This window comes from Ferruginibacter sp. (assembly GCF_028288465.1).
GTDB lineage: Bacteria > Bacteroidota > Bacteroidia > Chitinophagales > Chitinophagaceae > Ferruginibacter.
On record NZ_JAQBNR010000033.1, the window covers coordinates 1 to 25786 of the forward strand.

General features: G+C 40.1%; 23 protein-coding genes. 6 read left to right on the forward strand and 17 right to left on the reverse strand.

Annotated features, from left to right (window positions below; genetic code table 11):
• Positions 1–4: 4 nt before the first annotated feature.
• From JWR61_RS14505 to JWR61_RS14520, 4 genes are all read right to left on the reverse strand, one after another.
• Positions 5–322, reverse strand: a complete 318-nt coding sequence (locus JWR61_RS14505) for a Dabb family protein (RefSeq protein WP_301928487.1) — start codon at positions 320–322, stop codon at positions 5–7.
• 217 nt (positions 323–539) lie between these two features.
• A complete protein-coding gene (locus tag JWR61_RS14510) occupies positions 540–920 on the reverse strand; it encodes a Dabb family protein (RefSeq protein ID WP_301928488.1) in 381 nt (126 codons plus the stop codon).
• Positions 921–1155: 235 nt separating this feature from the next.
• Complete coding sequence (locus JWR61_RS14515; protein WP_301928489.1) at positions 1156–1470, reverse strand: rhodanese-like domain-containing protein; 315 nt, start codon at positions 1468–1470, stop codon at positions 1156–1158.
• A gap of 169 nt (positions 1471–1639) precedes the next feature.
• The gene (locus JWR61_RS14520; protein WP_301928491.1) at positions 1640–2497 is read right to left on the reverse strand and encodes a cyanophycinase; all 858 of its coding nucleotides are present in this window, start codon (positions 2495–2497) and stop codon (positions 1640–1642) included.
• A 133-nt stretch (positions 2498–2630) separates the two neighbouring features.
• Between JWR61_RS14520 and JWR61_RS14525 the strand changes: the two genes are divergently transcribed.
• Together JWR61_RS14525 and JWR61_RS14530 are read left to right on the forward strand one after the other, a co-directional pair.
• A complete protein-coding gene (locus tag JWR61_RS14525) occupies positions 2631–3092 on the forward strand; it encodes a VOC family protein (protein WP_301928492.1) in 462 nt (153 codons plus the stop codon).
• A 117-nt stretch (positions 3093–3209) separates the two neighbouring features.
• Positions 3210–3695: a universal stress protein gene (locus JWR61_RS14530; RefSeq protein WP_301928493.1), complete on the forward strand. Its 486-nt coding sequence runs from the start codon at positions 3210–3212 to the stop codon at positions 3693–3695.
• A gap of 312 nt (positions 3696–4007) precedes the next feature.
• On the opposite strand, the gene JWR61_RS14535 is transcribed toward JWR61_RS14530, so the two are convergent.
• On the reverse strand, positions 4008–4223 hold the full coding sequence (locus JWR61_RS14535) for a hypothetical protein (RefSeq protein WP_301928494.1): 216 nt from the start codon (positions 4221–4223) through the stop codon (positions 4008–4010).
• Between the two features lie 434 nt (positions 4224–4657).
• Between JWR61_RS14535 and JWR61_RS14540 the strand changes: the two genes are divergently transcribed.
• On the forward strand, positions 4658–5707 hold the full coding sequence (locus JWR61_RS14540) for a sensor histidine kinase (protein ID WP_301928495.1): 1050 nt from the start codon (positions 4658–4660) through the stop codon (positions 5705–5707).
• Positions 5704–6405, forward strand: coding sequence for a LytTR family DNA-binding domain-containing protein (locus tag JWR61_RS14545; protein WP_301928496.1), 702 nt, complete (start codon positions 5704–5706; stop codon positions 6403–6405). Before JWR61_RS14540 ends, JWR61_RS14545 begins: the two co-directional genes overlap by 4 nt.
• Before the next feature lie 78 nt (positions 6406–6483).
• On the opposite strand, the gene JWR61_RS14550 is transcribed toward JWR61_RS14545, so the two are convergent.
• A complete protein-coding gene (locus JWR61_RS14550; RefSeq protein ID WP_301928497.1) occupies positions 6484–10515 on the reverse strand; it encodes a right-handed parallel beta-helix repeat-containing protein in 4032 nt (1343 codons plus the stop codon).
• 862 nt (positions 10516–11377) lie between these two features.
• Between JWR61_RS14550 and JWR61_RS14555 the strand changes: the two genes are divergently transcribed.
• Complete coding sequence (locus JWR61_RS14555) at positions 11378–11836, forward strand: YhcH/YjgK/YiaL family protein (protein ID WP_301928498.1); 459 nt, start codon at positions 11378–11380, stop codon at positions 11834–11836.
• A gap of 35 nt (positions 11837–11871) precedes the next feature.
• On the opposite strand, the gene uxaC is transcribed toward JWR61_RS14555, so the two are convergent.
• The 6 genes from uxaC to JWR61_RS14585 form a co-directional block, all read right to left on the reverse strand.
• The gene (uxaC, locus tag JWR61_RS14560; protein WP_301928499.1) at positions 11872–13272 is read right to left on the reverse strand and encodes a glucuronate isomerase; all 1401 of its coding nucleotides are present in this window, start codon (positions 13270–13272) and stop codon (positions 11872–11874) included.
• 47 nt (positions 13273–13319) lie between these two features.
• The gene (locus tag JWR61_RS14565) at positions 13320–14810 is read right to left on the reverse strand and encodes a tagaturonate reductase (protein WP_301928500.1); all 1491 of its coding nucleotides are present in this window, start codon (positions 14808–14810) and stop codon (positions 13320–13322) included.
• Positions 14811–14836: 26 nt separating this feature from the next.
• Entirely contained in the window at positions 14837–15517 is a 681-nt protein-coding gene (locus tag JWR61_RS14570) for an SGNH/GDSL hydrolase family protein (RefSeq protein WP_290335959.1), read from the reverse strand.
• A 4-nt stretch (positions 15518–15521) separates the two neighbouring features.
• Positions 15522–16415, reverse strand: coding sequence for a PfkB family carbohydrate kinase (locus JWR61_RS14575; protein WP_301928501.1), 894 nt, complete (start codon positions 16413–16415; stop codon positions 15522–15524).
• Between the two features lie 409 nt (positions 16416–16824).
• Positions 16825–17610: a polyprenol monophosphomannose synthase gene (locus JWR61_RS14580; protein ID WP_290335957.1), complete on the reverse strand. Its 786-nt coding sequence runs from the start codon at positions 17608–17610 to the stop codon at positions 16825–16827.
• Between the two features lie 78 nt (positions 17611–17688).
• Entirely contained in the window at positions 17689–18462 is a 774-nt protein-coding gene (locus tag JWR61_RS14585; RefSeq protein WP_290335956.1) for a 3'-5' exonuclease, read from the reverse strand.
• 318 nt (positions 18463–18780) lie between these two features.
• On the opposite strand from JWR61_RS14585, the gene ytxJ reads away from it, so the two are divergent.
• Positions 18781–19113: a bacillithiol system redox-active protein YtxJ gene (gene ytxJ / locus JWR61_RS14590; RefSeq protein WP_301928502.1), complete on the forward strand. Its 333-nt coding sequence runs from the start codon at positions 18781–18783 to the stop codon at positions 19111–19113.
• A gap of 8 nt (positions 19114–19121) precedes the next feature.
• On the opposite strand, the gene JWR61_RS14595 is transcribed toward ytxJ, so the two are convergent.
• From JWR61_RS14595 to JWR61_RS14615, 5 genes are all read right to left on the reverse strand, one after another.
• Positions 19122–20591 (reverse strand): YiiX/YebB-like N1pC/P60 family cysteine hydrolase, encoded by a 1470-nt coding sequence (locus JWR61_RS14595; protein ID WP_301928503.1) that lies wholly within the window; start codon positions 20589–20591, stop codon positions 19122–19124.
• 30 nt (positions 20592–20621) lie between these two features.
• Complete coding sequence (thrC, locus tag JWR61_RS14600; RefSeq protein WP_301928504.1) at positions 20622–21920, reverse strand: threonine synthase; 1299 nt, start codon at positions 21918–21920, stop codon at positions 20622–20624.
• A 121-nt stretch (positions 21921–22041) separates the two neighbouring features.
• Positions 22042–23034, reverse strand: coding sequence for a homoserine kinase (locus tag JWR61_RS14605; protein ID WP_301928505.1), 993 nt, complete (start codon positions 23032–23034; stop codon positions 22042–22044).
• A 38-nt stretch (positions 23035–23072) separates the two neighbouring features.
• On the reverse strand, positions 23073–25514 hold the full coding sequence (thrA, locus tag JWR61_RS14610) for a bifunctional aspartate kinase/homoserine dehydrogenase I (RefSeq protein ID WP_301928506.1): 2442 nt from the start codon (positions 25512–25514) through the stop codon (positions 23073–23075).
• A 96-nt stretch (positions 25515–25610) separates the two neighbouring features.
• A complete protein-coding gene (locus JWR61_RS14615) occupies positions 25611–25778 on the reverse strand; it encodes a hypothetical protein (RefSeq protein ID WP_301928507.1) in 168 nt (55 codons plus the stop codon).
• Positions 25779–25786 lie beyond the last annotated feature (8 nt).

Consider the following 25786-nt stretch of genomic DNA (forward strand, 5'->3'; position numbering starts at 1 on the left):
TTTTTCATACTCCCACAGTATCGTATACCACCACTTTACTCCACAGATGCTTGCAGGTTGCAACAAAGTTTAAATGGATGGGATCTGTCTGGTAACTATCCTGGTCTTCTCTGTTTTTAAAAAGCAATAACCACGATATACTGTAGCTGGTATCAATCACATCACGGCTGGTGGCGGCCGGCACACCAATGTGAAAAGACTGTATGGTGGAAGCTACTGATAATTTATTCAATCCTTCAATCAATCCGTCGCGGTCTTGTTGATTTTCGGGATGATTCAGCCAAAAATAAACATGGTGAATAAAAACATTTTTTTCAAACATGGAGCGGTATTTTTAAGAGAATTATTAAATGTAAAATCAATGTCGTTTACTTAAATAAATTTAGCCCTGGGGAAAAGGTGGTCGACCTTATTAAACAACTGATAACTATAAAAAGGTCGACCACCTTCATTCGCTAAGTAAACGACATTGAATGTAAAATAATGAAAAATACATTGGCAAATTGTTATTGGCCGGGTTAGTTTAGCGATGGAGTACCTTATTTTTTTGCCCAGTAATCCAGCACGACTGCTTTATCCAGGTAAGGTTTTAAAATGGTTACAAAGGCCAGGTGGGCCGGGTGCACCAGGTAATCGTCCCTGTCTTTTTCACTGGCGAAGGTTACAAAAAAACAATGGGTTAAACCTTCATTCAATTTCTCAGGACTGTTGTTGGTTCCCCACTCTACATCTTTGATCAGGCTGATCTTTCCTTTTAAAGCCATAAAAGCATCTTCAACAGACTTAATGCCTTCAGCAGATGCATCGTCTTTAAATTTAAACATTACCACATGACGCAGCAGTTTGGCAGGTGTTTTTTGTGCAGAAACTACAGCAATGGCGAGGCAGCTGAAGATGGCTAGTGCAATCATTTTTTTCATACTTAAATTTTTCTTTAAAATTAAGTTAAATAGAAATGCAGCAATCATTTTAAGTAATGAACGTAACAGGTAAAAAAATATCAATTGAAATAAGTAGAGAAGGCGTGGATTAAAATAACCTTCCAGCTGAAATTTGTTCTTTTGTTGTTACAAAAAGGCCAGGCAAAATACCTGGCTTAAAAAAAGCTATGTTCAGTAAAAAGAGCTTTGTCAAATTAAGCGACCAACATTGCGGTTACAATTTATTTTGTAAGCTGCTCCATCCACCACCATTGAATACTGCCGTGTAACCCTTTGACGTCAGCAGCGCCTTTGCTGACGAACTGCGCATCCCTGAAGCGCAACAGGTGATGATGGTTGCGTTTTTATCTTTTAACTTGTTAAGATTATTATTAAGCTGGTCGAGCGGAATATTCAGCGATCCCCTGATATGACCGCCCGCATACTCACCTTTACTGCGCACATCAATTATGATGGCTCCCTGCTTTACCAATTGAGCGTAATCCGTTGCGGGCCCTATTCCAAATAATTTTTTAATTGCACTGATCATTTGTATATTTTTTTAGCTGTTTAATTTTCAATCACCTTAATAACAATGGTTTTGAAAAACGAAATTACCTGCTGTTAAAAATCCGGATGGTTACAAATGTTACAAAGCAAAGAAATGAATTGACCCAATATATGTTTGATAGGGGTGTTTTGAGTAAAAGAAATTATCATCAGAGGTGATTGAGAAAAAATACATCCCCAGCCGTGTACATACTCAATTGCAGCGATTTCATTTTAACAAGTCCTGCGGGCGTAATTTGAAGTCCCCGCGGATTTCGCATCAACACTACCTGGCTCTCGCCTGTAACCGTTATTTTATTGCCCTCTGCTATGATAGCCGTGGCTTCATCAATGCCAATGCAGGCATAGGAGGGGAAGCTTGCAATAGCCGACAGCAAGCGGTTATAGCGGCTCCTGACAATAAAATGCTGATCAATTACGGCTTTATTTAAAAGCCCCAAACCTTTTGCAATATGGATATTATTTGTATGAATTTTTTTAAACGTAGCATTGTAATTGGTATCAGTCAATTCTTTTCCGGTGATCATCTTTTCGCTCATTACAGCAGCGCCGGCACTGGTACCCGCAATGGTACTGCCATTGGCGAATGCCACATGAATGGCTTCGTATACGGGAGTGTTTAAAACGATCGCCATAAACCGCTCCTGGTCGCCACCGGTTATAAAAATCAGCCGGGCATGCTTCACTGAATCCAGCCAGCCTTTATCATTCACTTTATCTTTTGTAAAATTTAAATTCGCAACCGGTGCGTTACATACTGGCTGAAAGTCTTCCTTAAAATAATAAAAGGAAGTATCTGGTTCGCTGCCTGACATGGGCAATACTACCACATAATCTTTAGGACCGAGAGCGGCCGTAGCTACCATTTTCTTCATTAATTGCGGCGACCGGTTTCCACCACCTATTATAAACAATTTACCTGCAGGTAATGTTTGGGACGCCTGCGCTACCGCAGCAATCAGGCTACTTTCAAAGCCTGTCAACAGGAATAAAAAAATGTATTTCATAAAGTGAAAATAAAGAATTTTAAGGGAGCCGGTTTTCTCCGCCACAAGCAACTAAATTATTTTTCGATTTAAAATTTACTCAATATTTTTTTCCCGATTCACAAAAGCCGCTTTCTTTTATTAACTTGTATCCATGAAAAAAATACTATTAACGGGCTTGCCATTGGCAATTTTAATTTGCGGATTCAGTTTAAAAACACTCCTTCCCAAAAAGGATACCACGCTAAATCACATTGCACTTCATGTATCTGACCTGCAAAAAAGCACTTTATTTTATGAAAACATTTTAGCGCTGGATTCCGTGCCTGAACCATTTCACGATGGTAAACATACCTGGCTTAAAGTAAGCGACAACGCCAATCTTCACTTGATAAGTGGTGCAGAAAAAGGAGTTCCCCGTGATAAGTTTAGTCATTTGTGTCTTAGTGTTCCATCCTTAAGTGAATTCATCACAAAGCTTAACCAGGAGCATATTCCATATGAGGACTGGCTGGGTGCAAAAATTGCTGTTACCACGCGGGTAGATGGAATTAAACAAGTGTATTTTCAGGACCCTGATGGCTATTGGATAGAAGTAAATGACGATCATAAATAAATGTACGGACGATTAGAATTGTCTTTTGAAGGAAGCCTTAACTGATTGGCATTTCTATTGCAATTGTTTCATCCGTTATTCAACACAAATTAATTACCTAATCTTAAAATTATACGCATGAAAAAAGTACTCATTGCATTGGATTACGAACCCTCTGCAGAAATGATTGCAGAAACAGGTTATAAAATTGCGACAGCATTGAATGCCGAAATAACATTACTGCATGTTATTGCCGAGCCTGCCTACTACTCTTCTTTGGATTATTCTCCCATTATGGGATATAGTGGATTTATGGATACAATTGATCCGGCATTAACAGACACAGTTAAAGATGACATAAAAAAAATGGCACAGGAGTTCCTTGAAAATTCAAAAAAACACCTGGGCAATGACAGTATTAAAACGATGGTAACTGAAGGAAGTTTTGCGCATAGTATTGTAGATGCATCTGAAAGTGGTATGGCTGATTTAATTGTAATGGGATCTCACAACCGACGCGGACTGGATAAGTTGCTGATGGAAAATGTAGCAGAAAAGGTAATTCATCTGAGCAAAATTCCCGTGCTTGTTATACCTATAAAAGATGGCGAGAAGAAGGAATAATGAAAATAAATAAGGTTAATAAAAGGTATTACAAAGTGTAAGTGGTCACATTCACTTTAACACTAACTAAATACTTCCGGGATGAATAATCTTTTTAAAGCCCTTATTGCAGGCTATGGTGCAAAAAAATTAGGCGGGGGCTGCGTAAGTACAGTTATCATTTTTATGGTTATCTGATGGGCACTAGGATACTGCAGATAGAAATCACAGCTACTCATCACAACGGTTACACTCGAATGCTTTTGGAGCATACGCTGCCAGACAAATAATAAGAAGTGACCATGTGCTGCACAGCACTACCTGTTTCTGTAATTAATTGTTGTTGGCTTTCTTCATTTCAATCTGATGGGCATCAAGCGTGGATGTATTACCAAAATTTGTCTTCACATTTTTTATATCGTCTTCCGTAATAGTATCGTTGATATCAGAAATATGCTTGCTAATCTTCCGTTTGGTTACTACATCAGAAAATATTTCCTGCCTGTAATATTCAGCTGTAAAAAGTTCGTATTTGTCTTTTGGTAGCATGGCAATTTTTTTACAAAGCTAAACACAACAACCCGTCCAACAATCTACCTGTTACCAACATTCAAAATTGGTAACATTAAATTAATATTGAGTTTTAATTTTAAAAATGTACATTAAGATTTCAGTGTGTGATTATTGAATTTAAACGCTGCAATACAATACTGGCCTGCATTTCTGTGATTTTACAAAAAATGACCCGGTTGCATTTAAAAGATGGTGTAAAAAGGAGAGAAATAAAAAAAAATAATCGGGTTACGGCGATTACCCGGTCAAGTTTGTCAAATGATCCAAAAAACGCAACGATCATTACAATTTGGGGTGATAATCGCCCAAAATGATGATTTTTTTAGCATTTTGGTATCTGAAAATGCCTGCTTCGTCGCAATATTTGCCGGATGGTCTTTTATGTTGTAATGTATTGCTAATTTGCCTGTATGAAAAAGCCCTGGTACGCAAAAAAATGGATTACCCTTCTGTTGCATACAACAGCATGGGTACTGTTGTTTTCTTTACCATATTTGTTAAGGCCTCAAAATCCCAATGAACCTGTGCGCCCGAAATCGCCCAACGAGACGATCAACAACATCATTTGGCTTACGGGTGATGTGTTGCTGATAGGCTTTTTTTACCTGAACGCCCTTTTGATAATACCCCGCTTATTCTACAAAAAAAAATACACGCTGTATACCCTCGCAATTTTTGGAAGCTTTACAATGTATGTGATGCTGCTGTGGTTATTAAAGGTTTTTTTCACACCTGCAGATAAGACTTTCGAATTTAGAAAACACGTCTTCTTTTCTACATTCATTTTCCTGTTTATATTGGCCTGCAGTATTGCCTACAAAACTATCAGGGATAGAATAATTGCGGATAACCTGGCGAAGGAAAAAGAGAACGAATATTTAAAAACAGAGTTATCGCTTTTACGCTCGCAGGTAAGCCCCCATTTTATGTTTAATGTGCTGAACAACATGGTGGCACTTGCACGCAAACAATCTGATCTCCTGGAGCCGTCCCTTATTAAATTATCTTCTTTAATGAGGTACATGTTGTATGAAACAGATGAAGAAAAAGTATCGCTGGAAAAAGAAACAGAATACCTGCAAAGTTATATTGACCTGCAACGGCAACGCTTTAGCAAGAAGGTTATCATCAATGTAAATATGCAGACAACGGATAAATTATATGATATTGAACCAATGCTGCTGATACCCTTTGTTGAGAACGCTTTTAAACACGGCACGGGTATGATTGAACAGGCACAGATAGATATTGACCTTAAGGCGGAAAATAACACACTACAGTTTATAGTAGCCAATAAATACGATCCTACATCGGTGGAAGTAAAGGATAAGGCCAGTGGTATTGGTTTAACAAATGTTCAAAGAAGACTGGACTTATTATATCCCAATCATCATACCTTGCAAATTGTAAAAGAGAATGGGAAATTTATTGTTTCATTACAAATAAATCTTGCTGTATGATTCGTTGCATTGCCATAGATGATGAGCCATTAGCACTGGAATTACTTACTGATAATATCAGCAAAGTGCCTTACCTGCAACTGGTAGCGGCCTGCGATAATGCGATGGAAGCAATGTCCATCATGGAGCAGCAAACAGTTGACCTTATTTTTTTAGATATTCAGATGCCGGGGCTTACCGGACTTCAGTTTATACAAAGCATGACGGTAAAGCCTATGATTATTTTAATTACAGCTTACGAAAAATTTGCGCTGCAGGGCTTTGAGCTGAATGTAACAGATTATCTGGTAAAGCCTGTTTCGCTGGACCGTTTTGTAAACGCCTGCAATAAAGCGAGGGAACTATTTTATTTAAGAGCGCAACCCAAAGTTGCTTCCGGGGCAGGGTATTTCTTTGTAAATGTCGACTACAGTTTGGTGAAAGTAGTTACTGCTGATATTATATATATTGAAGGTTTAAAAGACTATATAAAAATTCACCTTAAAAGTACGCAGCGGCCCCTCGTTACAAGAATGCCGATGAAAACAATTGAAGAGCAGTTATCTCCTGAATCTTTTATTCGCATTCATAAATCGTACATCGTTTCTATTGCATTTATTACTTCCGTTCGGAAATCAAGCGTTTTTATTGACTCCCTGGAATTGCCGGTGAGTGATAATTACCGTGACGGAATAGCGGCACTCACGGGGAAATTATAAATTTCTTTTAAAAAATTAAAAAGGCGACATTTTACAAATTCAATGTCGCTTTTAATTTCTAAGTTAGCTGATACTACATCACCTGGCCTTTATAACTTTTGCGTTTAAGGGCTGTTCATTTTCAATAATGAGATTAACAATGTAAAAGCCATCCAGCAAATCAGTCATATCCAGTTTTAAAACAGGATTATTACCAGCGCTTACAAACTGCTTTCTTGACATTACCTTACCACTGCTGTTAATAACCGAAACCATTATTTTGGTTCCATCTTTTGCAGCAGTTTTAAGGTCAAGATTGGCGGTATTTTTTACCGGGTTAGGATAAACACTGAGCGAAGAACCACGGTGTAAAAACGGATCTTCCGCCACTGTTATGCTGATGGTATCTTTTGCAACGCCGCCTGCATTATCTGTAACAGTCAGCTCGAAAGTATAGTTGCCTTTCGTTAAATTCTTAACCAGGCAAGCAGCCGCATTACCGTTTTCTATTATCGCAGCAGAACCTCCTATTTGTGTCCATGAATAGCTGGTAACAATCGCATTTATTACGGATACATTGGCAACCAATGACACAGTATCTCTTGGCAGCGTTACAGATTTGCTGGTGCCGGCGCTGGCAGCCAATGAATGCAATGCCGCATTCACTGTAATTTGTACCGTATCTCTTCCTGTAAGTCCTTTGTTGTCTTTTACAATTAATGCGTACTTGTAAATTCCTTTGGCAAGGCTGGTTATTACGGTTGAAGATGCATTGGTTGTACCAATTGCTCCGCCTGCAGGTCCTGCTACTTTTATCCATTCGTAACTGCTGATGGTTCCATCGGTATCGGTTCCGCTGCCACCAAGTGCGACTGTGTTTGCAGGCAAGGTAATGGTTTTATCCGCACCGGCATTTGCAACAGGCGCCTTATTAGCAACCGGCGATGTAACAGCCGCTGCATTAACAATTACTTTAACTGAATCTTTTGAAACAGCACCTTTGTTGTCTGTTACTGTTAATACAAAATTATATGCACCTTGTACCAGGCTATTGATTGTTGTTGAAGCTGCGTTGCTTGTGGCGATCGTTCCGCCCGCAGGTCCGGATATTTTTGCCCATGTATAACCTATGATGGTTCCATCCGCATCTGTTCCGCTACCCGTAAGCGTCACTGTATTTATCGGCAGGGTAACGGTTTTATCAGTGCCTGCATTGGCTACAGGCGCCTTATTAGCACCTGGGTTTGTAGTTGTAACGACCGCTGCGTTAACAATTACTTTAACCGAGTCTTTTGAAGAAGCTCCTTTATTATCTGTTACTGTCAATACAAAATTATATGCACCTTTTACCAGGTTACTTATGGTTGTTGAAGCAGCCTTGCTGTCAGCAATCGTCCCTCCAGCAGGTCCGGATATTTTTGCCCATGTATACCCTGCGATGGTTCCATCGGCATCTGTTCCGCTGCCTTGGAGCGTTACTGTATTTACTGGCAGGGTAATGGTTTTATCAGTACCTGCATTGGCAACAGGTGCTTTATTATTATTTGCAGCACTAACCACAACTGTAATAACATCTTTTGACTTAGCGCCCTTATTATCCGTCACCATCAGTTCAAAATTATACGTACCCTGCACCAGGTTACCTACAGAAGTGGTGGCCGCACCGGCCGTAGTTATTGTGCCTCCCGCAGGGCCTGCTATTTTTGTCCATAGATAACTGCTCACTGCACCATCCGGGTCGGTTGCCGTGCCGGTGAGCGTTACAGTATTTGCCGGAAGCGTAACTGTTTTATCGCTGCCGGCATTTACAACGGGCGCCTTGTTAGAACCTATTGCAACTGCAGTTGCCGCACTGACAACTATTTTAACGGTATCCCTTGCCGTGGCCCCTCTATCATCCGTTACCGTCAATTCCAAATTATAGGTACCCTGCAGCAAATTGTTTAATGCTGTTGACGCTGCATTGGCACTGACGATAGTTCCGCCTGTTGGCCCCGAAATCTTGTTCCAGGCATAACTGCTGATGGAGCCATCTGCATCGGTACCACTACCCGTAAGAGTTACAGTATTAACAGGTAGCATGATGGATTTGTCAACCCCCGCATTGGCTACCGGTGGGTGATTTGCCAATACGCCACCATTATTGATTAAAATAACGCTAGAATAAGGTGCCAGTGAGATATTACCGGAATATGTTTTACCAAATACATCCCTATAGATATTACTACCCAATGACACTGTTTTATTAACTGCCGTTGCGTTGTATTCTAATATGGATTTATCGGTTACAAGTTTTACTGAATGGGCGTCCAACCCGGTATACTCCTGCCATGACGATAAATCCACTGAAGGAGGGAAGGTAAAGCCCCCTCCAAACGTGTTGGCATAATACCATGAAAAGCCTGCTGGATTTAGTAGATTGTAGTAATTGCTGTCAACTGCCCCCAGCTGCTGCAGCGACTGCTGTATATTGCCTGCGACATAACCTATTGTTGTGTTTAAACCAGTATGGGTATGCAACACAGGCAGTTGGGTCGGCTGGGTGTTAAAAATAATGTTTTTCTTTAAAGAAAAATTATACATTCCTTCATTGTATTGCCGGCCTACATACCACCCGTTACAATTGTATGCAGTATTGCCCCTCACCAAAACATCTTTTGGCGAATTCATAAATACAGCGAATGCGCTGCCGGAAAGAGCATCGATGGTATTGTTCAATATCTCAACTCCCTGAGCTCCACCATCGAGATAAATGCCTTGTGCTCCAGTATCTTCCTGCGTACCCAACGGTGCAAATACTCCATTTGTAACAATATTATTCCTAATTTTCCGATTGGTATTTCTGGTACTAAATGTGTAAATACCCCCCCCGTCATTTCTATTTGAACAGAAATAGTTTACGAAATTGCTGTCGATATTTACGTTCGATCCATCAAAATGAATTCCATTATAACCGGTGCTATCTATGCTGTTAAGGCTCACCCTGGCTCCTGTTGATACACCTACGTATATCCCATTGGCATCAGCCGGATCATAAAAACTTCCCATGCCCTGAAACAGTGCTGTATTTTTAATGCGGTTATTTGTTATGGTAACATTACTTGCTATGCCTCTAACATCAATAGCGCTGCATAAGGAATAGTTAATTGTATTACTACTAATAAAAGTATTGAATGAATACCATCCAAATATTGCCTTGGCGCCACTATTGGTAATAGTACAGTTTGTTATCGTAATATCGCGGCCATCGTGAAAAAATACAGCAGCCAGGTTAGCGCCGCTTAAACTTAAACTGTTTATGGTAATACCGCTATGGTCACCAATGTTGATTAAAGTATCAAATGAACTTGCACGAATGCTATAGCCATCCGGATTAGTGGCTCCAAAATACATGCTCATAAGATGTGTGGTTGAATCATAAAACCACTCCCCCAGCTTATCCAATGTTTTAAAATCTCTCTGAATGAATAATCCAAATCCCGGCGAATTCGGCAATGCAGGCGATTGATTACTGGAATTTCTGGGATTAATTGTTTGAATCGTTTGAACATACGTTAAAGTATTACCGGATTGAGACGCAATACGGTTCCTCTCAATAATGTAAGACATTTTTCTCGCTACAAGTTCAGCACCTGTCCATACCTCTCCCGAAAGGCCATCTGCACTTATTTCCGTAGTTCCGGAAAAACCGGTTGCGGTTAAATACCCCCCGTTGGGTGCATCGGCATTTGGGTAACGGCCAACCTCTTGTGGTACATCATCAATAACGACCATGTTCACTGCGTTTTTGACATCTGGGGCTGATACCTGATATACCCCACCGCCAACTGAAGTCCATGAAGACAACGTTGTAAACCCTGATATAACAGGTAATGCCCCTGTACCATAGGCATCAAACGTAAGGTTGTTATTTGATACATTGATGGTCCCGTAAAATGAATCGCCTCGTTTAAATAAAATAACATCGCCAGCAGCGAAAGACGATTGGTTAACTTTAGCCAGCGACTGCCATGGTGTGTTTATTGTTAAACCATCGTTTGAGTCATCGCCTGACGCAGAAACATAATAATTTTTAGCATTTGAAAACAGCGTACAAAATAGCCAAAAAAGGAGTAATGAAATCTGTTTCATGTAAATTGGATTTGTATGGATATTGACTTAACTACGTGGCGCTTCTTTAGCGGAAGAGTAAGCGCTTTTCGCAATGGGACATTCAAAAATTCATAGAAAAATTGCCGGTCTGCCAGCAATTTTGGGCAGCTTTTATCAGGTGCAACAAGAATTACCGGATAATAATTGTTGCAATGAATGACTTATACTGCTTGGAGAAACGCAAACACCCTCCCTGGCCATATTAAACAGCAACCTGCAAGCTTGTTATAAAAGGAAGTAGTATCAATGCATCACTGCACAAATTTGACTAACAGACGTGCAGCATGGTCCATCGCAGAAATGCGTAAGCATACATTCGCAACCAGTACTGTTAAACTACCTGCCGTCTGGCAAATCTTCTGGCTGACACCGCTGGTAGGATCTGCAAATTTTTAAATAAATAAAATAACGGGAGATGATTGTTGGAAGAATGGTCATAGTTATTGGAATAAAAAATGAAAACTAAAAATACAACAATCGCTTTTGCAACAACCATACCATTCTATATTTTTAGCCGGTAAAAGTTTTTAAATTCCGCATACTTTTTTTCAAGAAAATTCGTGTTCCAGTTGAACAGCAACTAAAATCTCATGTTCAATACAACATGGGCTGGCAGATAGTTTCATGGCATAAAGTAACAACGCAGGTAATCTGTACTGTAATTAAATGCATTGCCAAAACTTACTGTATATGCTCTTTTATTAATTTTTTTTTACACTAACTGACTAAGGATAACAACATTCATTGCCTGTTTAAAATCATTGTACAGGAACGACTTTTAAATCTTTTATACACTTTATTCACAAGAACATTGTTTCTTTGAAATCAAAAATAAACGCTCATGATAATTGACTCATTGACAGACGCAACTAAATATTTTTCTCTACACCCCTTTTTTGAAAAGGCATTTGCCTATATCAATAGTTCGGCACTTTCTGTAATACCCGCGGGGAAATATATTGTTGATGGCGAGAATATTAAAGCAATTTTTTTTACTCAACCTGGCGTAAGCGAAGAAAAATCGATTGACGAATTTGAGTGCCATAATCAACACATCGACATCCAGGTTTGTATACGTGGAAAAGAAAAGTTCGGATGGAAACCCAGAGCCAGTTGTGTTAAACCAAAAGGAGCATACGATACCGAGAATGATGTATTAATTTTTGAAGATAAGCCCGACATGTTTTTTGAATTGCATGCAGGCCAATTTGTTATTTTATTTCCTGAAGATGTTCATGCGCCAATGATTGCCGTGGACGATTTACCCATACAAAAAATGGTACTCAAAGTGAGGGTCTAAATATAATCTATTGAAAGCTTATTGCCTGATTTGTGTTACCATCCAAAATATGCCTTCGCATTGTTGAAGCAGATGTCTTGTATTATTTTACCAGCCCAATTGATATCATCAGGTAACTCTCCATTGTCAATTTCCTCACCAATGATATTACAAAGCGTTCTTCTGAAATATTCATGGCGTGGATAACTCATAAAGCTGCGACTGTCTGTAAGCATGCCAATAAACTTACTCAGCAGGCCCATATTGCTCAGGGTTTCAAGCTGCTTTATAATACCATCTTTCTGATCTAAAAACCACCATGATGCACCATATTGCATTTTTCCCGCCACACTTCCATCATTGAAATTGCCGGCCATGGTAGCCATTAATTCATTGTCCGCTGGATTTAAATTATACAGTATAGTTTTTGCCAGTTGATTAGTACTGTCAAGCTTATCCAGAAATTTGGATAACTGCTTTGCCTGCGAAAAATCACCAATGGAATCCCATCCGGTATCAGCACCAAGTTCTTTCAGCATCCTTGAGTTGTTATTACGTAAAGCCCCTACGTGGTATTGCTGCACCCAGTTTTTTTCATGATCCCATAATGCAAATTGTATCAGCATAGCTGATTTAAATTTTATGTTCTCCTGTTGCGAAATGGTTTCGTTTGAAGTGATTTTACGGAATATATTTTTTATTTCCGCTTCGTTGTAATCAACAGCATATAATTGTTCCAATCCATGATCGCTGATGGTACATCCCATTGTTGCAAAAAAGTCATGACGTGTTTTAAGGGCATGCAAATAATCATCCCAACTTGCAATTAATATTCCGGATACTTCCTGTAATTTGTTTACATAGTTGTTAAAGGACTCCACATCATCTACATTCATTGCTTTATCCGGCCTGAAGGCTGGAAGTACCTTTATTTCAAATTCATCGGCCCGTAATTTTTGATGATGTTCCAGGGTATCGGTGGGGTCGTCAGTTGTGCAAAGTACTTTCACATTCATTTTCAGCAACAAATTCCTTACAGAAAATGCAGGCGTTTTTAATTTGGCTGCGCATTCATCATATATCGCCTTTGCGGTTGCCGGAGATAATATGGTATCGATGTTAAAATAGCGCTGCAATTCCAGGTGGGTCCAGTGATACAGTGGGTTGCGCAATGTATAGGGAACAGTGGCTGCCCACTGCTCAAACTTTTCGTAGTCAGTAGCGTCGCCGGTAATGAATTTTTCATTTATCCCATTGGTACGCATTGCCCTCCACTTATAATGATCTCCGTACAACCAAAGCTGGGTAAGGTTTTCGAAGTTAATGTCATTGGCAATTTGTTCCGGTGAAAGATGATTGTGGTAATCAATAATGGGCATTTTTTTTGCAAAGTCGTGATACAGCCTTTGTGCAGTTGCATTTTTTAGCAAAAAATTGTCATCCATAAATTTTTTCATTCCACATTACTTTTCTGATTGTTATACAATGATTATCGTGCTTTGTGCTAAACAATTACAGCCATGATTCCCTGCTGCATAATGGCTTTTAATTTAAGAGTAACATTTTCCGTAAAACCATCCAGTTGTGTAAGATCTGCACCCCATAAATTGATGTCAGATAGGGCAGCTTTTACTAAATTATCAGGGGTTAAATTATGCCACTGATCAAAGAACAAAGATGCCATCTCATCTTTAACAGGATAAGCCTTTCCTTTCCATTCTCCCCTATAATTATTGCCATCCTTTTTTACCTCATGCATAAATAGAAGCCAGGCAGCAAATCCAGTTGCTATATTTTCAGGCACTTTTTTGTATAGTTTGTAGTAGCACTGTAAAACAGGCACAACCCGCATTTTTAATTTGGCTGTATAATTTAGGGTAATGCTTATCCACTGATGTTCTATACTTGGATTGCTGAACCGGTCCAACACTTTTAATGCAAATTCCTTTGCATGCTTTTCTTCTACGTTGAATGGAATGGCAACTGCTATTTCCTCCAGCATAAGCTGTTTTATATACTGGCTCAGGATGGCATCATTCATTGCTTCCTTTACAGTGATAAAACCGGCCAGGAATGCGACCCCGCAACTGAGTGTGTGTGTTCCGTTGAGCAAGCGCAGTTTCAATTCCTTGAAAACCGTGATGTCATCTGCAATTACAACGCCCGGATCTGAAGCTGCAAAAGACAATACCGACTTTACCTGCTCATTACCTTCAATTGCCCACAGGCTATATACTTCGCTCATGATCAGCAGATCATCCTGGTATCCTAGTTCCTGCTCAAGCGCCGCTTTTTTGCCTGCATCCGGTAAGCCCGGTACAATTCTGTCAACCAGCGAATTGCAAAACTGGTTGCACGCCAGCAGCCATTCAATAAATTTTTTATCCAATTCATTCCACTCTGCCAGTTCCTGAACAATGGCTTTTAATTTATTGCCATTATCTGAAATTAATTCTGTTGGTATAATCACAAAGCCGCTTTGCACACTTCCCCCGAATACTTTAAACCGTTCATATAAAAAGGCTAGTAATTTAGCAGGGTAAGATACAGGCGGATTTGAGCTGATAGGTTCTTTTACCAATTCAATACCTATTTCTGTTGTGTTTGAAATAATTACAGCAAGTTCCGGATTGGCGGCGCACTCCAGCACAGACTGCCAGTTTTTTGCAGCGGACAATACCCTGCTTACAGAAGAACAAACCACACTTTCCTGTATTGATTTTCCATCTGCAATGCCACGCATGCACAATGTATATAAACCATTCTGCCTGTCAAACGCACCTGCATCACCGCCATCAGTCGATTTTACCACCACAATCCGGCCGTTGAATTTACCACAACGGTTAGCCTTGTCGATAAAATAATCGGGCAGTGCCCGCAATAATACGCCTGTACCAAATTGCAACACTTTTTCCGGTAAATTCAGCAGGGCTTCATCCGGCAATAATACTGCGTCCCTATTTATTTTTTTAAGATTTTCTTTTGATAGTAACATGCCGCATCCAATTAATGGCTGGTAAATTATTTAATGATATTCTGCAACGCCTTCCACATTTCCATAGCCACAAATAAATTACCTTTTTCATTCAGGTGCACACGGTCTGATGTTAATATTCCTTTTTCCTGGTTGGAAGCATTATTAACTTTGAGGTAATCAGCGAAAGCTTTGTGCAAATCGCAAACCGGCAAAGAAAGGTCTTTTGCCATTGTACGGATAATGGTGCTGTATTGGTTCAAATCGCCGTCCTGCTGGTTGGAATTATCATTGCGCTCACCAATGACTGACGGCGTGCATAGAATAACTTTAATATTTTTCTCCTGCAATTTTTTGATGATGGCCCGATAGAACCGTTCAAATTTATCAGGGTCAGTGCCGGTGCCTGAACTGGCTTTATGCCATACATCATTTATGCCCACATATATAACAACTACGTCGGGATTTTTTTTCAGCACATCCTCATCCATTCTCAAATACAGGTCGTATACTTTATTACCACCTATGCCGGCACCGGCGAGTTCAATAGAATCAGGCAAATGCAATTGCTTTATTACGCTATCAAGCTTCGTAATATACCCTGTTGGCTGAACACCAGCCTGTGTAATTGAATCGCCAAAAAAAACTACCTTAATCTTTTTAGGAGGATTCGTAAAAGAGAGCCATGTCAAAGGCAATAACAATAACAACCTGGATAAGTATTTCATGTGTTTAATTTATAGTTGTGTTGTACGTTTTACTTTTTTCCATTTGAAGGAGCACTGCTTCTTTAGTACCTGTAAAAGGTCCCGAAGATTCAATTTTCAAACTGGCCATTGCTGCTCCAAATTCTCCTGCATCCTGTACAGAAGCTCCTTTTACACGCTGATATAAATAGCCGGCCATATAGGTATCTCCGCATCCTGTTGCATCAGTTTCTACTGCAGGTACAAAGGCCGGGATATCATAAAAAATATTGTTGGCATATACCAACGAACCTTTGCTGTTAAAGGTAATTACCACCTCCTTTACTCCCCATTCTGCAAGCATTTCAGCGCCTCTGCGCACACTGTTGGTTCCGGTTAGAACCTGTAGTTCTGATTCGTCAGCCTTAACGATTTCAACGTATTGCAAAGCTTCTTTTTTTTCTTCCCAGTCAACCGCCTGTACCTGTTTGTCTTCTACCTTGCGCAGGTATCCCTGCACATCCAGCGATATCCTGGCCCTGCCACCCAGTTCTTTTATTAATGCCAATGGTATATCATCCGCCAGCAACGGCCCAAGGTGAAAAATGGCAGCATCAATATTTCCTAGCTGATCAACCGTAAATGGATACGCAGTTTGCAGTACCCGCTGGGTGCGGTGGTCGAGACTGTTGGCATAATTATTTTCGAAATAAACGGTATGTTTACTGGGCAGCGCAATTACCTCTGTTCCATTGGCACGCAGCTCCTCGACAAAACGATTTTCACTTACCGCCAATGCTGTAACCAGGCAATAATTCACATCCATGTTCCGCAGCGCATTGGAGAAATAAAATGATGTTCCCCCGGCCATGTGCTTTTCGCCTCTATTAGTTATTACCTTATCCAGCGTAATGTGTCCTATGCAACAGATATCATACATGTATAGTGGTTTTAATTACTGCAATATTGATTGAAGGGCGTAAAAATAATTAAAACCAGCTATTAAAAGAGAAACAGTTTTTCCAAAGAATAATTGACAGCAATGCAGGTGACACTGGCGTATAACTTAAGTATCCAACTCGTACCCAAAATTGTATAAGGACACATCTGAGCACTGAAAGAATGATCGGGCCTCACTCCGGAACTAAGGCCCAACCTGGTGACATGAGCAGTACAAGAATATGATACAAAACGGCAACAATAACTTCTGTTAATTTGCAATGTAAATTTCAGGGGTGATTTCAAGACGGTAAGTGCGGAGTTTAAATATTTCAGACAAAGGATTTTGCCTTCAGAAAATGTATTTTTTTGATGGAAGCAAGTAAAGAAGTGAGGGATTGATACTGATACTATTCTCCTTCCAGTATTATTTCCTGGCGTTGAAAATTTACAGTATCACCGCTTTTTACATTGTTGCGATAGTTTTTAAAAAGGCTTAACCAGCGTAATTTAATTACACCAAAAACGCCTTCTTTAATGATGCCTTTGTTCATTTTACTATCGCCCAGCTTACGGTCTTTAAAAGTGATGGGCACTTCTTTAATGACAAATCCCAATTTCCAGGCGGCAAATTTCATTTCTATCTGGAAGGCATATCCTACAAAATGAATAGCTGATAAATTAATGGCTTCTAATACTTCCCGGCGGTAACAAACAAATCCGGCAGTTGGATCCATTACCGGCATCCAGGTGATTAGCCTTGTATATAAAGAAGCTCCCTTCGACAAGGCGATACGATTGGCCGGCCAGTTTTCAACAGCACCATTTTTTACGTATCTTGACCCTACTGCCACCCCAGCCCCACTTTTACAAGCTTCATATAAGCGCTGCAAATCTGCCGGGTTGTGAGAAAAGTCGGCGTCCATTTCAAAAATAAACTGGTAACCTTTTGCAAGCGCCCACCTGAACCCATGGATGTAGGCAGTACCCAAACCAGACTTCCCTTTGCGTTCTTCTAAAAATAATTGAGCCGGGTATTTTGAAAATAGTGTTTTTACAATTTCAGCGGTTCCATCAGGTGACCCATCGTCAATAATAAGCACGTGAAACTGTTGCTGCAAAGCAAATACGGCCTCAATAATGGAGGCAATATTTTCTTTTTCGTTATAGGTTGGTATGATAACAAGTTTCTCCAAAGACTAAAATGGCATACTTTAAACGAAAGTACAATTTGTAAATAATATTTCCCATACCATTTTACGCGAACTTTCTAATTAGGTATTCTTTAACAGGGTTCTGTTCAAAATCTCGGTCAATTTCTGCTTGGTATGCAACGGAAAATCGCCCCGCATCATCCAATCGTAATATTGCGGTTCCGCTTTTAATACATCCATCACCGGCCGGCCCTTATGCTTTCCGAAATTAAAAACCTCCACGCCCTTATCATTAAATAAAAAGCGGCGGGCATAATCTACTATCTTTTCTTCCCCTATTGAACCTAAAATACTCTCCACTGAATTACCCAATTGCGGATAACGCTGTATCTGCGACAACAACACATCAATGGTTGCATTAACATCCGACTCGGCACTGTGCGCATCAACCAGTTCTTTCTCACAATAATATTTATAGGCTGCGGTTAAAGTACGGGGCTCCATGGTGTAAAAAATATGCTGAACATCCACCATCTTCCGGGTGCTGAGATCTACATCCATTCCTGCACGCAAAAACTCTTCCATCAGCATAGGGATATCAAAACGATTGCTGTTGTAACCTCCCAGGTCGCAGTTTTCTATAAACATTTTTAACTCATTTCCTGCCTGTTTAAAAGTCGGCGCATCTTTTACCATTTCATCTGTAATGCCATGTATGGCGGTAGTTACAGCCGGGATAGGCATTTGTGGATTGATTAATTTTCTTTTTACCACGCGGCTGCCATCAGGCAAAATTTTTATCATCGCAATTTCTACTATCCTGTCTGTTGACAGGTTTACACCGGTGGTTTCTAAATCTATAAAGGCTATTGGTCGGACTAATTGTAAAGACATTGGGGGAATTTTGTTGTTGTTTTAATTGGTTGTTGTTGAAAATAGTACTCCGAAAAGCATCGTTAAAAATGAAGTTTGAAATACTAAAGGCAAGTTAAGATTTAAATAGCAAAACCCTGCGCCTATGTTAATAATCGCCATTTTGTATCTTTGCGTTTTATTGATCTTATTCAATTTAAAAAACACATGAAGAAAATCATTTTAACTACGCTGGTAATTTTTACCATGTTAGCTGTTTTGACATCCTGTTATTCAAGCAGGAAAACCGGCTGCCCAATGACCGAAAAAATCATTCACTAAAAAGTACTCCTTAATTATATGAACTGGATTGAACTAAACGACGAAGCGCAATTAAGCGATATCAAAAACCTTTCAAATACCAAACCGCAACTTATTTTTAAACACAGCACACGTTGCTCTATCAGCAGCATGGCTAAAAGCCGTTTGGAAAGAGGATCAGCGCCTGCTGGCATTGATTTCTATTATCTTGATCTTATTAAACACAGAAATATCTCGCAAAAAATAGTGGATGTATTTGATGTGAGCCATGAATCGCCTCAGGTATTGCTGATAAAAAACAGTGAATGCATTTACGATGAAAGTCACAGTGGTATCAGCATGGACGAAATTGCAGAACAAGCAGCAGCCTAAGAACTGCCTTATTGCTCTGTTGCAGCTTCCCTTGCCAGATTTATCATTTGCCAGTAAGGTGGCAGGTAATGGTTGTCTTTTTTAAACTGGTCAATTTTAACGACCGCTTTTGTTTTAAGTGCCTGGTACATGGCGACAAAATACTGATTTTTTAACGCTCTTGTTGCACTCATTCCTTCCGGTATGATAGCTGGCTTGCCAAAATAATTTTTTACCATGCACCAGCCTTTTACCATACGCACAAAAGGTAATTGCCAGTGATTGTACTTAATCTGTTTTCCTTTATCTGCCTGCTCCAGCAACACATCCATTACTGCATTATCAATATGATCTTTCAGCAGTGTTTCGGGGTCGCGGTATTCTGCTATCACACTTAACTGCGGATCATATTCCAGGTCGCCCGGCATCTGCGTCACAAAATTTTCTACCCCAAATGCATTCAACCAGTCAACAACTCCAGGTGATGAAATAGTAGACACACCCTGCCATAAATCAATGCCATTTTTTCGATAGGCATAAGAGGCCACCTCCGAACAAAACATAGCGGTACTGTCGTAAAAATTCATTTTGAAATCGTAAGGGATATGCCGGCTGAGTGCCTCATCATACGCCAGCTTCGCTGCTTTTTGTGGCAACATTTTATCCTGCTGCAATTGAAGTAAATCGGCCCGGGGACGCAACACCATACAACGCAATTTTTTATCTTTTATATATTGAGCCAATGAAGAAACGGCTACACCTTTTTCAATATGCGCCTCGATTAAAAAAGCATTTTCTTTTTCATTCACATAAATTAAAGCCACATGAGAAAAATTCGCCGGGTAATCATTGCCTCTTGAGATCAATGCCGATACTTCTGCACCTCCCCGTGATACCAGTAAATCGCCACTGTGAACGGTGATGCCAAATAATGTTGCAGCAGGTGTCGCAGAGGCTCCATCAGTTACCATAATGGCTGCGTCAAAAGGAACGGACGCAGTTTGCAATAACACTTCTTCTTCCGCTGCCCGCATGCCATATAATAACTGGTATAAACTATTGCGTACCACAACGTCATTTATTTTCCAGTGCTGTGACTGTAACTTGACTTCCCTGCGGATTTTATTGTAGAAACGAATAAAGGAATCTCTTTGCTGTGGCTGAGCTGCAATCAGTGGTGCAAGCGAAAAAAAATTATTTAAAAGAAGGGTGAAGCTTGTATCTGTAGCAGCAATACCTGGCAACTTTATTTTATCAACTAATTTTTCTCCTGATAAAAACAAAGCCTGGATATTTGAATCAATTTTCGATTTATTTTCCAGTTTGGCTATTTTGAAATTATCTTCCAACTGGCTCCATAATATATCTTTATCCCATACAAAAGCTTTATTGGTTGCGGCACTACCTCCCGCTTTGTCTGAATCTGGTATTAGCATTAAGAGGTAAGCGAGTACTATAACTCCCAGACAATACAACAACCTCTTTTTTATTTTATTCATAAGGGTCAATTTTGGCCAGCAGGTTATTGGTTACATAGCGAGTAAAAATGATTTTAATAAACCGGCATCTGCCGCCATTTTTGTGCTTTTTTTCTGCAGCAGTAATTGTTGCTGTACGGTTGGCGGTATGGGTACGGCTTCACCTATTACAGGTTCCACCACATCATAAAATTTCACCGGGTGAGCTGTTTCTAAAACAATGCCTTTTTCGGCTGGGCTTTCTTTCAAATATTCCTGCAACGCCAGGTAGCCCACCGCCCCATGCGGATCCAATAAATAGCCTTCTTCCTTATACACTTTCTGAAGCGTGGCTTTTGTTTCAGCATCTGAAATACTGCAGCTGCTGAACTCCTTCTTCAGACTGGCAAACTGGTGATGAAAAATTTCGAGGATGCGGATGAAATTACTTGGATTACCAACATCCATTGCATTGGAAATGGTTGCTACCGCTTTTTTTGGCGTATATTTTTCTGTTTCCATAAAATCGGGTACCACATCATTGGCATTACAGGCCGCAATAAAATGTTTTACCGGCAAGCCGGAAACATGGGCCAGGATACCGGCACAAATATTACCAAAATTACCACTCGGCACAGCGATTACCGGCGGGTTGTTTTTTTGAGCCCACTGTTTATAAGCAAAGAAGTAATAGAATTGCTGCGGCAGCCATCTTGCAACATTGATAGAGTTGGCTGATGTTAGAAATAGCTGATTGTTTAATGCTTCGTCTGTAAATACCTGCTTTACCATTTGCTGACAATCATCAAATGTTCCATCCACCTCCAGTGCATGAATATTTTTACCCAGTGTAGTCAGTTGTTTTTCCTGCACCGAACTTACTTTCCCCGAAGGATATAGTATCACTACTTCAACGCCTTCCACATCATAAAAACCATTGGCCACAGCTCCGCCGGTATCTCCTGACGTTGCCACCAGCACGGTCACTTTTTTTTCAAGGTCTTTTACAAAATACCCCAGGCAACGGCTCATAAACCTGGCACCAATATCTTTAAAGGCCAATGTGGGACCGTGGTACAGTTCCAATGAAAAAATAGCGTCTGTTATCTTTACCAATGGAATATCAAAGTTCACCGTTTCGTTCACAATGCGCCTCAGTTCCGCTTCAGGAATGGAATCGCCAACATAAGGTTTGATGACCTGGTATGCAATCTCTTCGTTAGAGTAGTCGCCGATATTGTCGATAAAGCCGGTGGGGAGTTGCTGTATTTGTTCCGGAAAATATAACCCCTTATCTGGCGCCTGCCCATTAATGGTCGCCTGCTTGAAATCTACTTTGGGAGATTGATGATTGGTACTATAGTATTGCATCTGGTGAGTGATGAATTATAAGTTATGAATTGAGAATTCTATGCCAGCGACAAAAATTTGATCAGCGCCTCAGTTGTTGATATGTGTATCAGGATGGGTTAAAACCCAAACCAATAAATTATTAATTACCAATTACCGTAACGCCAGTTTGGTTAATTGTGGTAACATAAGTATGATACGCCAATCCTATACGGTTGTAAATTTCCTTCATTACGCCTTCAACCGCAATCGCAGTTGGTTCATCTTTACTAAGCATAAAAATGGAAGGACCCGAACCGGAAATGCCGCCACCTAAAGCTCCTGCTTCCTTGCATTTCAATTTAACTTCATCAAAACCAGGAATTAGAATGCTTCGCACAGGTTCTATGATTACATCTTCCAGTGAACGGCCGATCAACGCCAGGTCTTTTTGAATAAAGCCTGCCACCAGGCCAGCTATATTTCCCCATTGCTTAATGGCATCTTTCAGCAATACTTCTTTACGTAAAATCTGGCGTGCGTCTGATGTACGCACTTCTATCTGCGGATGCACAATGGTCACATATAATTCAGGGGCAGGGATTGGCACAATGTCCAGCGGATGAATACTTCTGATAAGAGTTATGCCTCCATAAATACAGGGCGCTATATTATCAGCATGTTTTACACCGGAAGCTACTTTTTCGCCAAACATGGCAAAACGCACAAGGTCTTGTTTTGAAAAAAAATCGCCTAATAAATAATTGGCACCTACCACTGCGCCTGCAGCGCTGGCAGCGCTTGAACCTATCCCGCTTCCGGGCTTTATTTTTTTATGAATGGTGGCTTTAAAACCAATATTGTCTGGCAGTTCATTAATCATTTCAACCAATGGCGCTCCTGCTGTATTCAGCGCCGGATCCAATGGCAGCGGATACCCGTCGGCACTAACAATGATAATCTTTTTTTCTTCCAGTAATTCTATCTCCATCAAATCGTTTGGTTCATGCAGACACAGTCCCAGCACATCGAAACCACAAACCAAATTTGCTACGGTAGCTGGCGCCAAAATCTTTACCAGCTTACCCTTTTTCCCAACTATTGGCATATTATTTTTTGCACCGTGATCCAATATTGTGTGCTGATTTTCATTCATAAGTTCTTGCTATTTTACTTTCTTTCCAACAATTTTTATTACACCCTTGACGCTTTGATAATATCTCCAAACACACCGGAAGCTGTTACATCAGCACCAGCGCCTGCACCTTTTATTACCAGTGGTTGTTCCACATAACGATCGGTATAAAATAATACAATATTGTCTTTTCCGTATAGATGGTACAGGTCGTGCTGTGAATTGATGTGCTGCAATCCAACAGATGCTTTACCCTCTTTAAAGGATGCAACAAATTTTAATTTATTCTCGCCCGCCTCTTTAAATAATTGTTTAAAATGTGCTTCGTGCTCTTCCATGGATTTGTAAAAATCTTCTACAGAACCAACCATACATGCAGGCGGCATAAAGCTGTTGTTGGCAATGTCTTCCATTTCTATTACGTTGCCGGCTTCCCGGGCCAGTATCATTATTTTCCGCATTACGTCTTTACCGCTTAAGTCCAGCCGGGGATCGGGTTCTGTGTAGCCTTCAGCCTGCGCCTGTCTTACAATTGTGGCGAAGCTCTTGTTACCATCGTAATTATTAAAAACAAAATTGAGTGTACCACTTAATACAGCCTGTATGGTATTGATTTTATCACCCCCGCGCAATAAATCATTCAATGTTCCGATAATGGGCAAACTGGCGCCCACGTTGGTTTCAAATAAAAATTGCGCATTGAATTCTCTGGACAGATTCTTTAATTTTTTATAGTACTCATACTTAGAAGAGCAGGCAATTTTGTTGCAGGCAACCACCGAAATACTTTTTTGTAATAACTGCTCATAACAGGTAGCTACCATTTCATTGGCAGTAACATCTGCAAAAACACTGTTACGTAAATTTTTGGATTGTATCCTCTCGATAAATACCTGCATGTCCATTGTTTCGCCTTCCTCAAGCAGCAAGGATTTCCAATTTTTCAGATCAATCGCTTCATCTTTAAAAAGCATTTTTTTACTGTTGCACAAACCAACCACATTTATTTTCAGATGAAGATTTTGCAATAGAAATTGCTGTTGCTGTAGTATTTGTGCCACTAGTTTTCCTCCTACATTTCCAACGCCAGCTATAAAAAGGTTTATCTCTTTATATACGGTTTCAAAAAATTCTTCGTGCAGTACATTGATGGCTTTCTTTACATCCTGTGTAGATACAACCGCTGAAATATTTCTTTCAGAGGAGCCCTGCGCAATTGCCCGAACGTTAACACCATTGCGACCAAGATTACCGAACATTTTTCCACTTATGCCCGGATGACTTTTCATATTGTCCCCCACCAGTGCTACGATGGCTAAGTCTTTTTCAACAACGATGGGATCTACTTTTTTGGTTTCAATTTCGTAGGCGAATGCCTCATTAATAGCCTGCCTGGCGGTTTCTGCTGTGGCGGCATCAATACCTACACAAATCGAATGCTCCGAAGAACTTTGTGTAATTAAAATAACATTGATCTTTTTTTCTGCCAGTGCCTCAAACAGTCGTTTTGAAAAACCCGGAATACCTACCATTCCACTGCCTTCCAGGCTTAACAATGCAATGCTGTTAATACTTGAAATACCCCGAATGCTATTGGTATTATTGCTTGATTCTTGTTGAATGACGGTGCCATTGTCCTGCGGCGCAAACGTATTTTTTATCCATGTTGGTATGCCCTTGCCACGTACAGGCTGAATAGTTGGCGGGTAAATTACTTTTGCTCCGAAGTGCGACAGTTCCATCGCTTCCTGGTAAGAAATCTGTGGAATGATTTTTACGTTGGTTACGAGCCTGGGGTCGGCTGTCATCATACCCGATACATCTGTCCAAATTTCCAGCACTTGTGCGGATAATGCCGCAGCAACAATCGCTGCGGTATAATCAGAACCACCACGACCAAGCGTAGTATTAGCGCCTGTACTGTCTGAAGCAATAAAGCCCGGCATCATAAATAATCCTGCGCCGGAGGCTGCAAAATAGTCAGCAATTTTTTTATCGGTAATGGTGAAATCAACAGCAGCTGAACCATAATTTGAATTGGTGATAATCAGCTCTGCGGAGTTTACCCATTCGCATGCGACGGCTTCTGTATTTAATTTTGCGGCTATAATTTTAGAGGATAGTATTTCACCGTAGCTTACAATTCTATCTTTGGTGCGTTCGGATAGTTCTTTCAGCAAATAAATACCTGTGCAAATATCTTCAATCTCGTTGCACAAAGTTTTTACCAAACTCAACACCGCACTTTGCTGGGTTATTGTAATCAGTTCTTTTACAGTACTAAGGTGCCTGAGTTCGGCTTCATGTAATTTTTGCTTGTACGCTTCATTTCCTTCCGCTGCCAGTTGGCTGCATTGTAATAAAATATCCGTTATTCCTCCAAATGCAGATACAACCACAATTGTTTTATCTGTTATAATTTTCTCTTTAACAATGTCAATTACTTTATTAATATTGGACGCGTTGGCAACAGAACTTCCACCAAACTTTAGAACCTGCATTTCTTTTATTTATAGATGTGATGTAAAATGATGACTGTAATAATTTTATTTATGAAAACGGCGATTTGCCCAAAGGTAATATGAAAGTTGTAACCCTTAACGGGTTGTGCCTGTTGTAAAAATAGTGGTACCTGCAGCAGAAGTTGCTAAAGGCATTTGCGATGAGATAATATGTAATTTCACATGTACCACTTTTGTGGCTGCTAAATTAAGTAAATAATTGGAAACAAGGCCACCGATTTGAAATTTTTTAAGTATTTTCATGCTTTGTG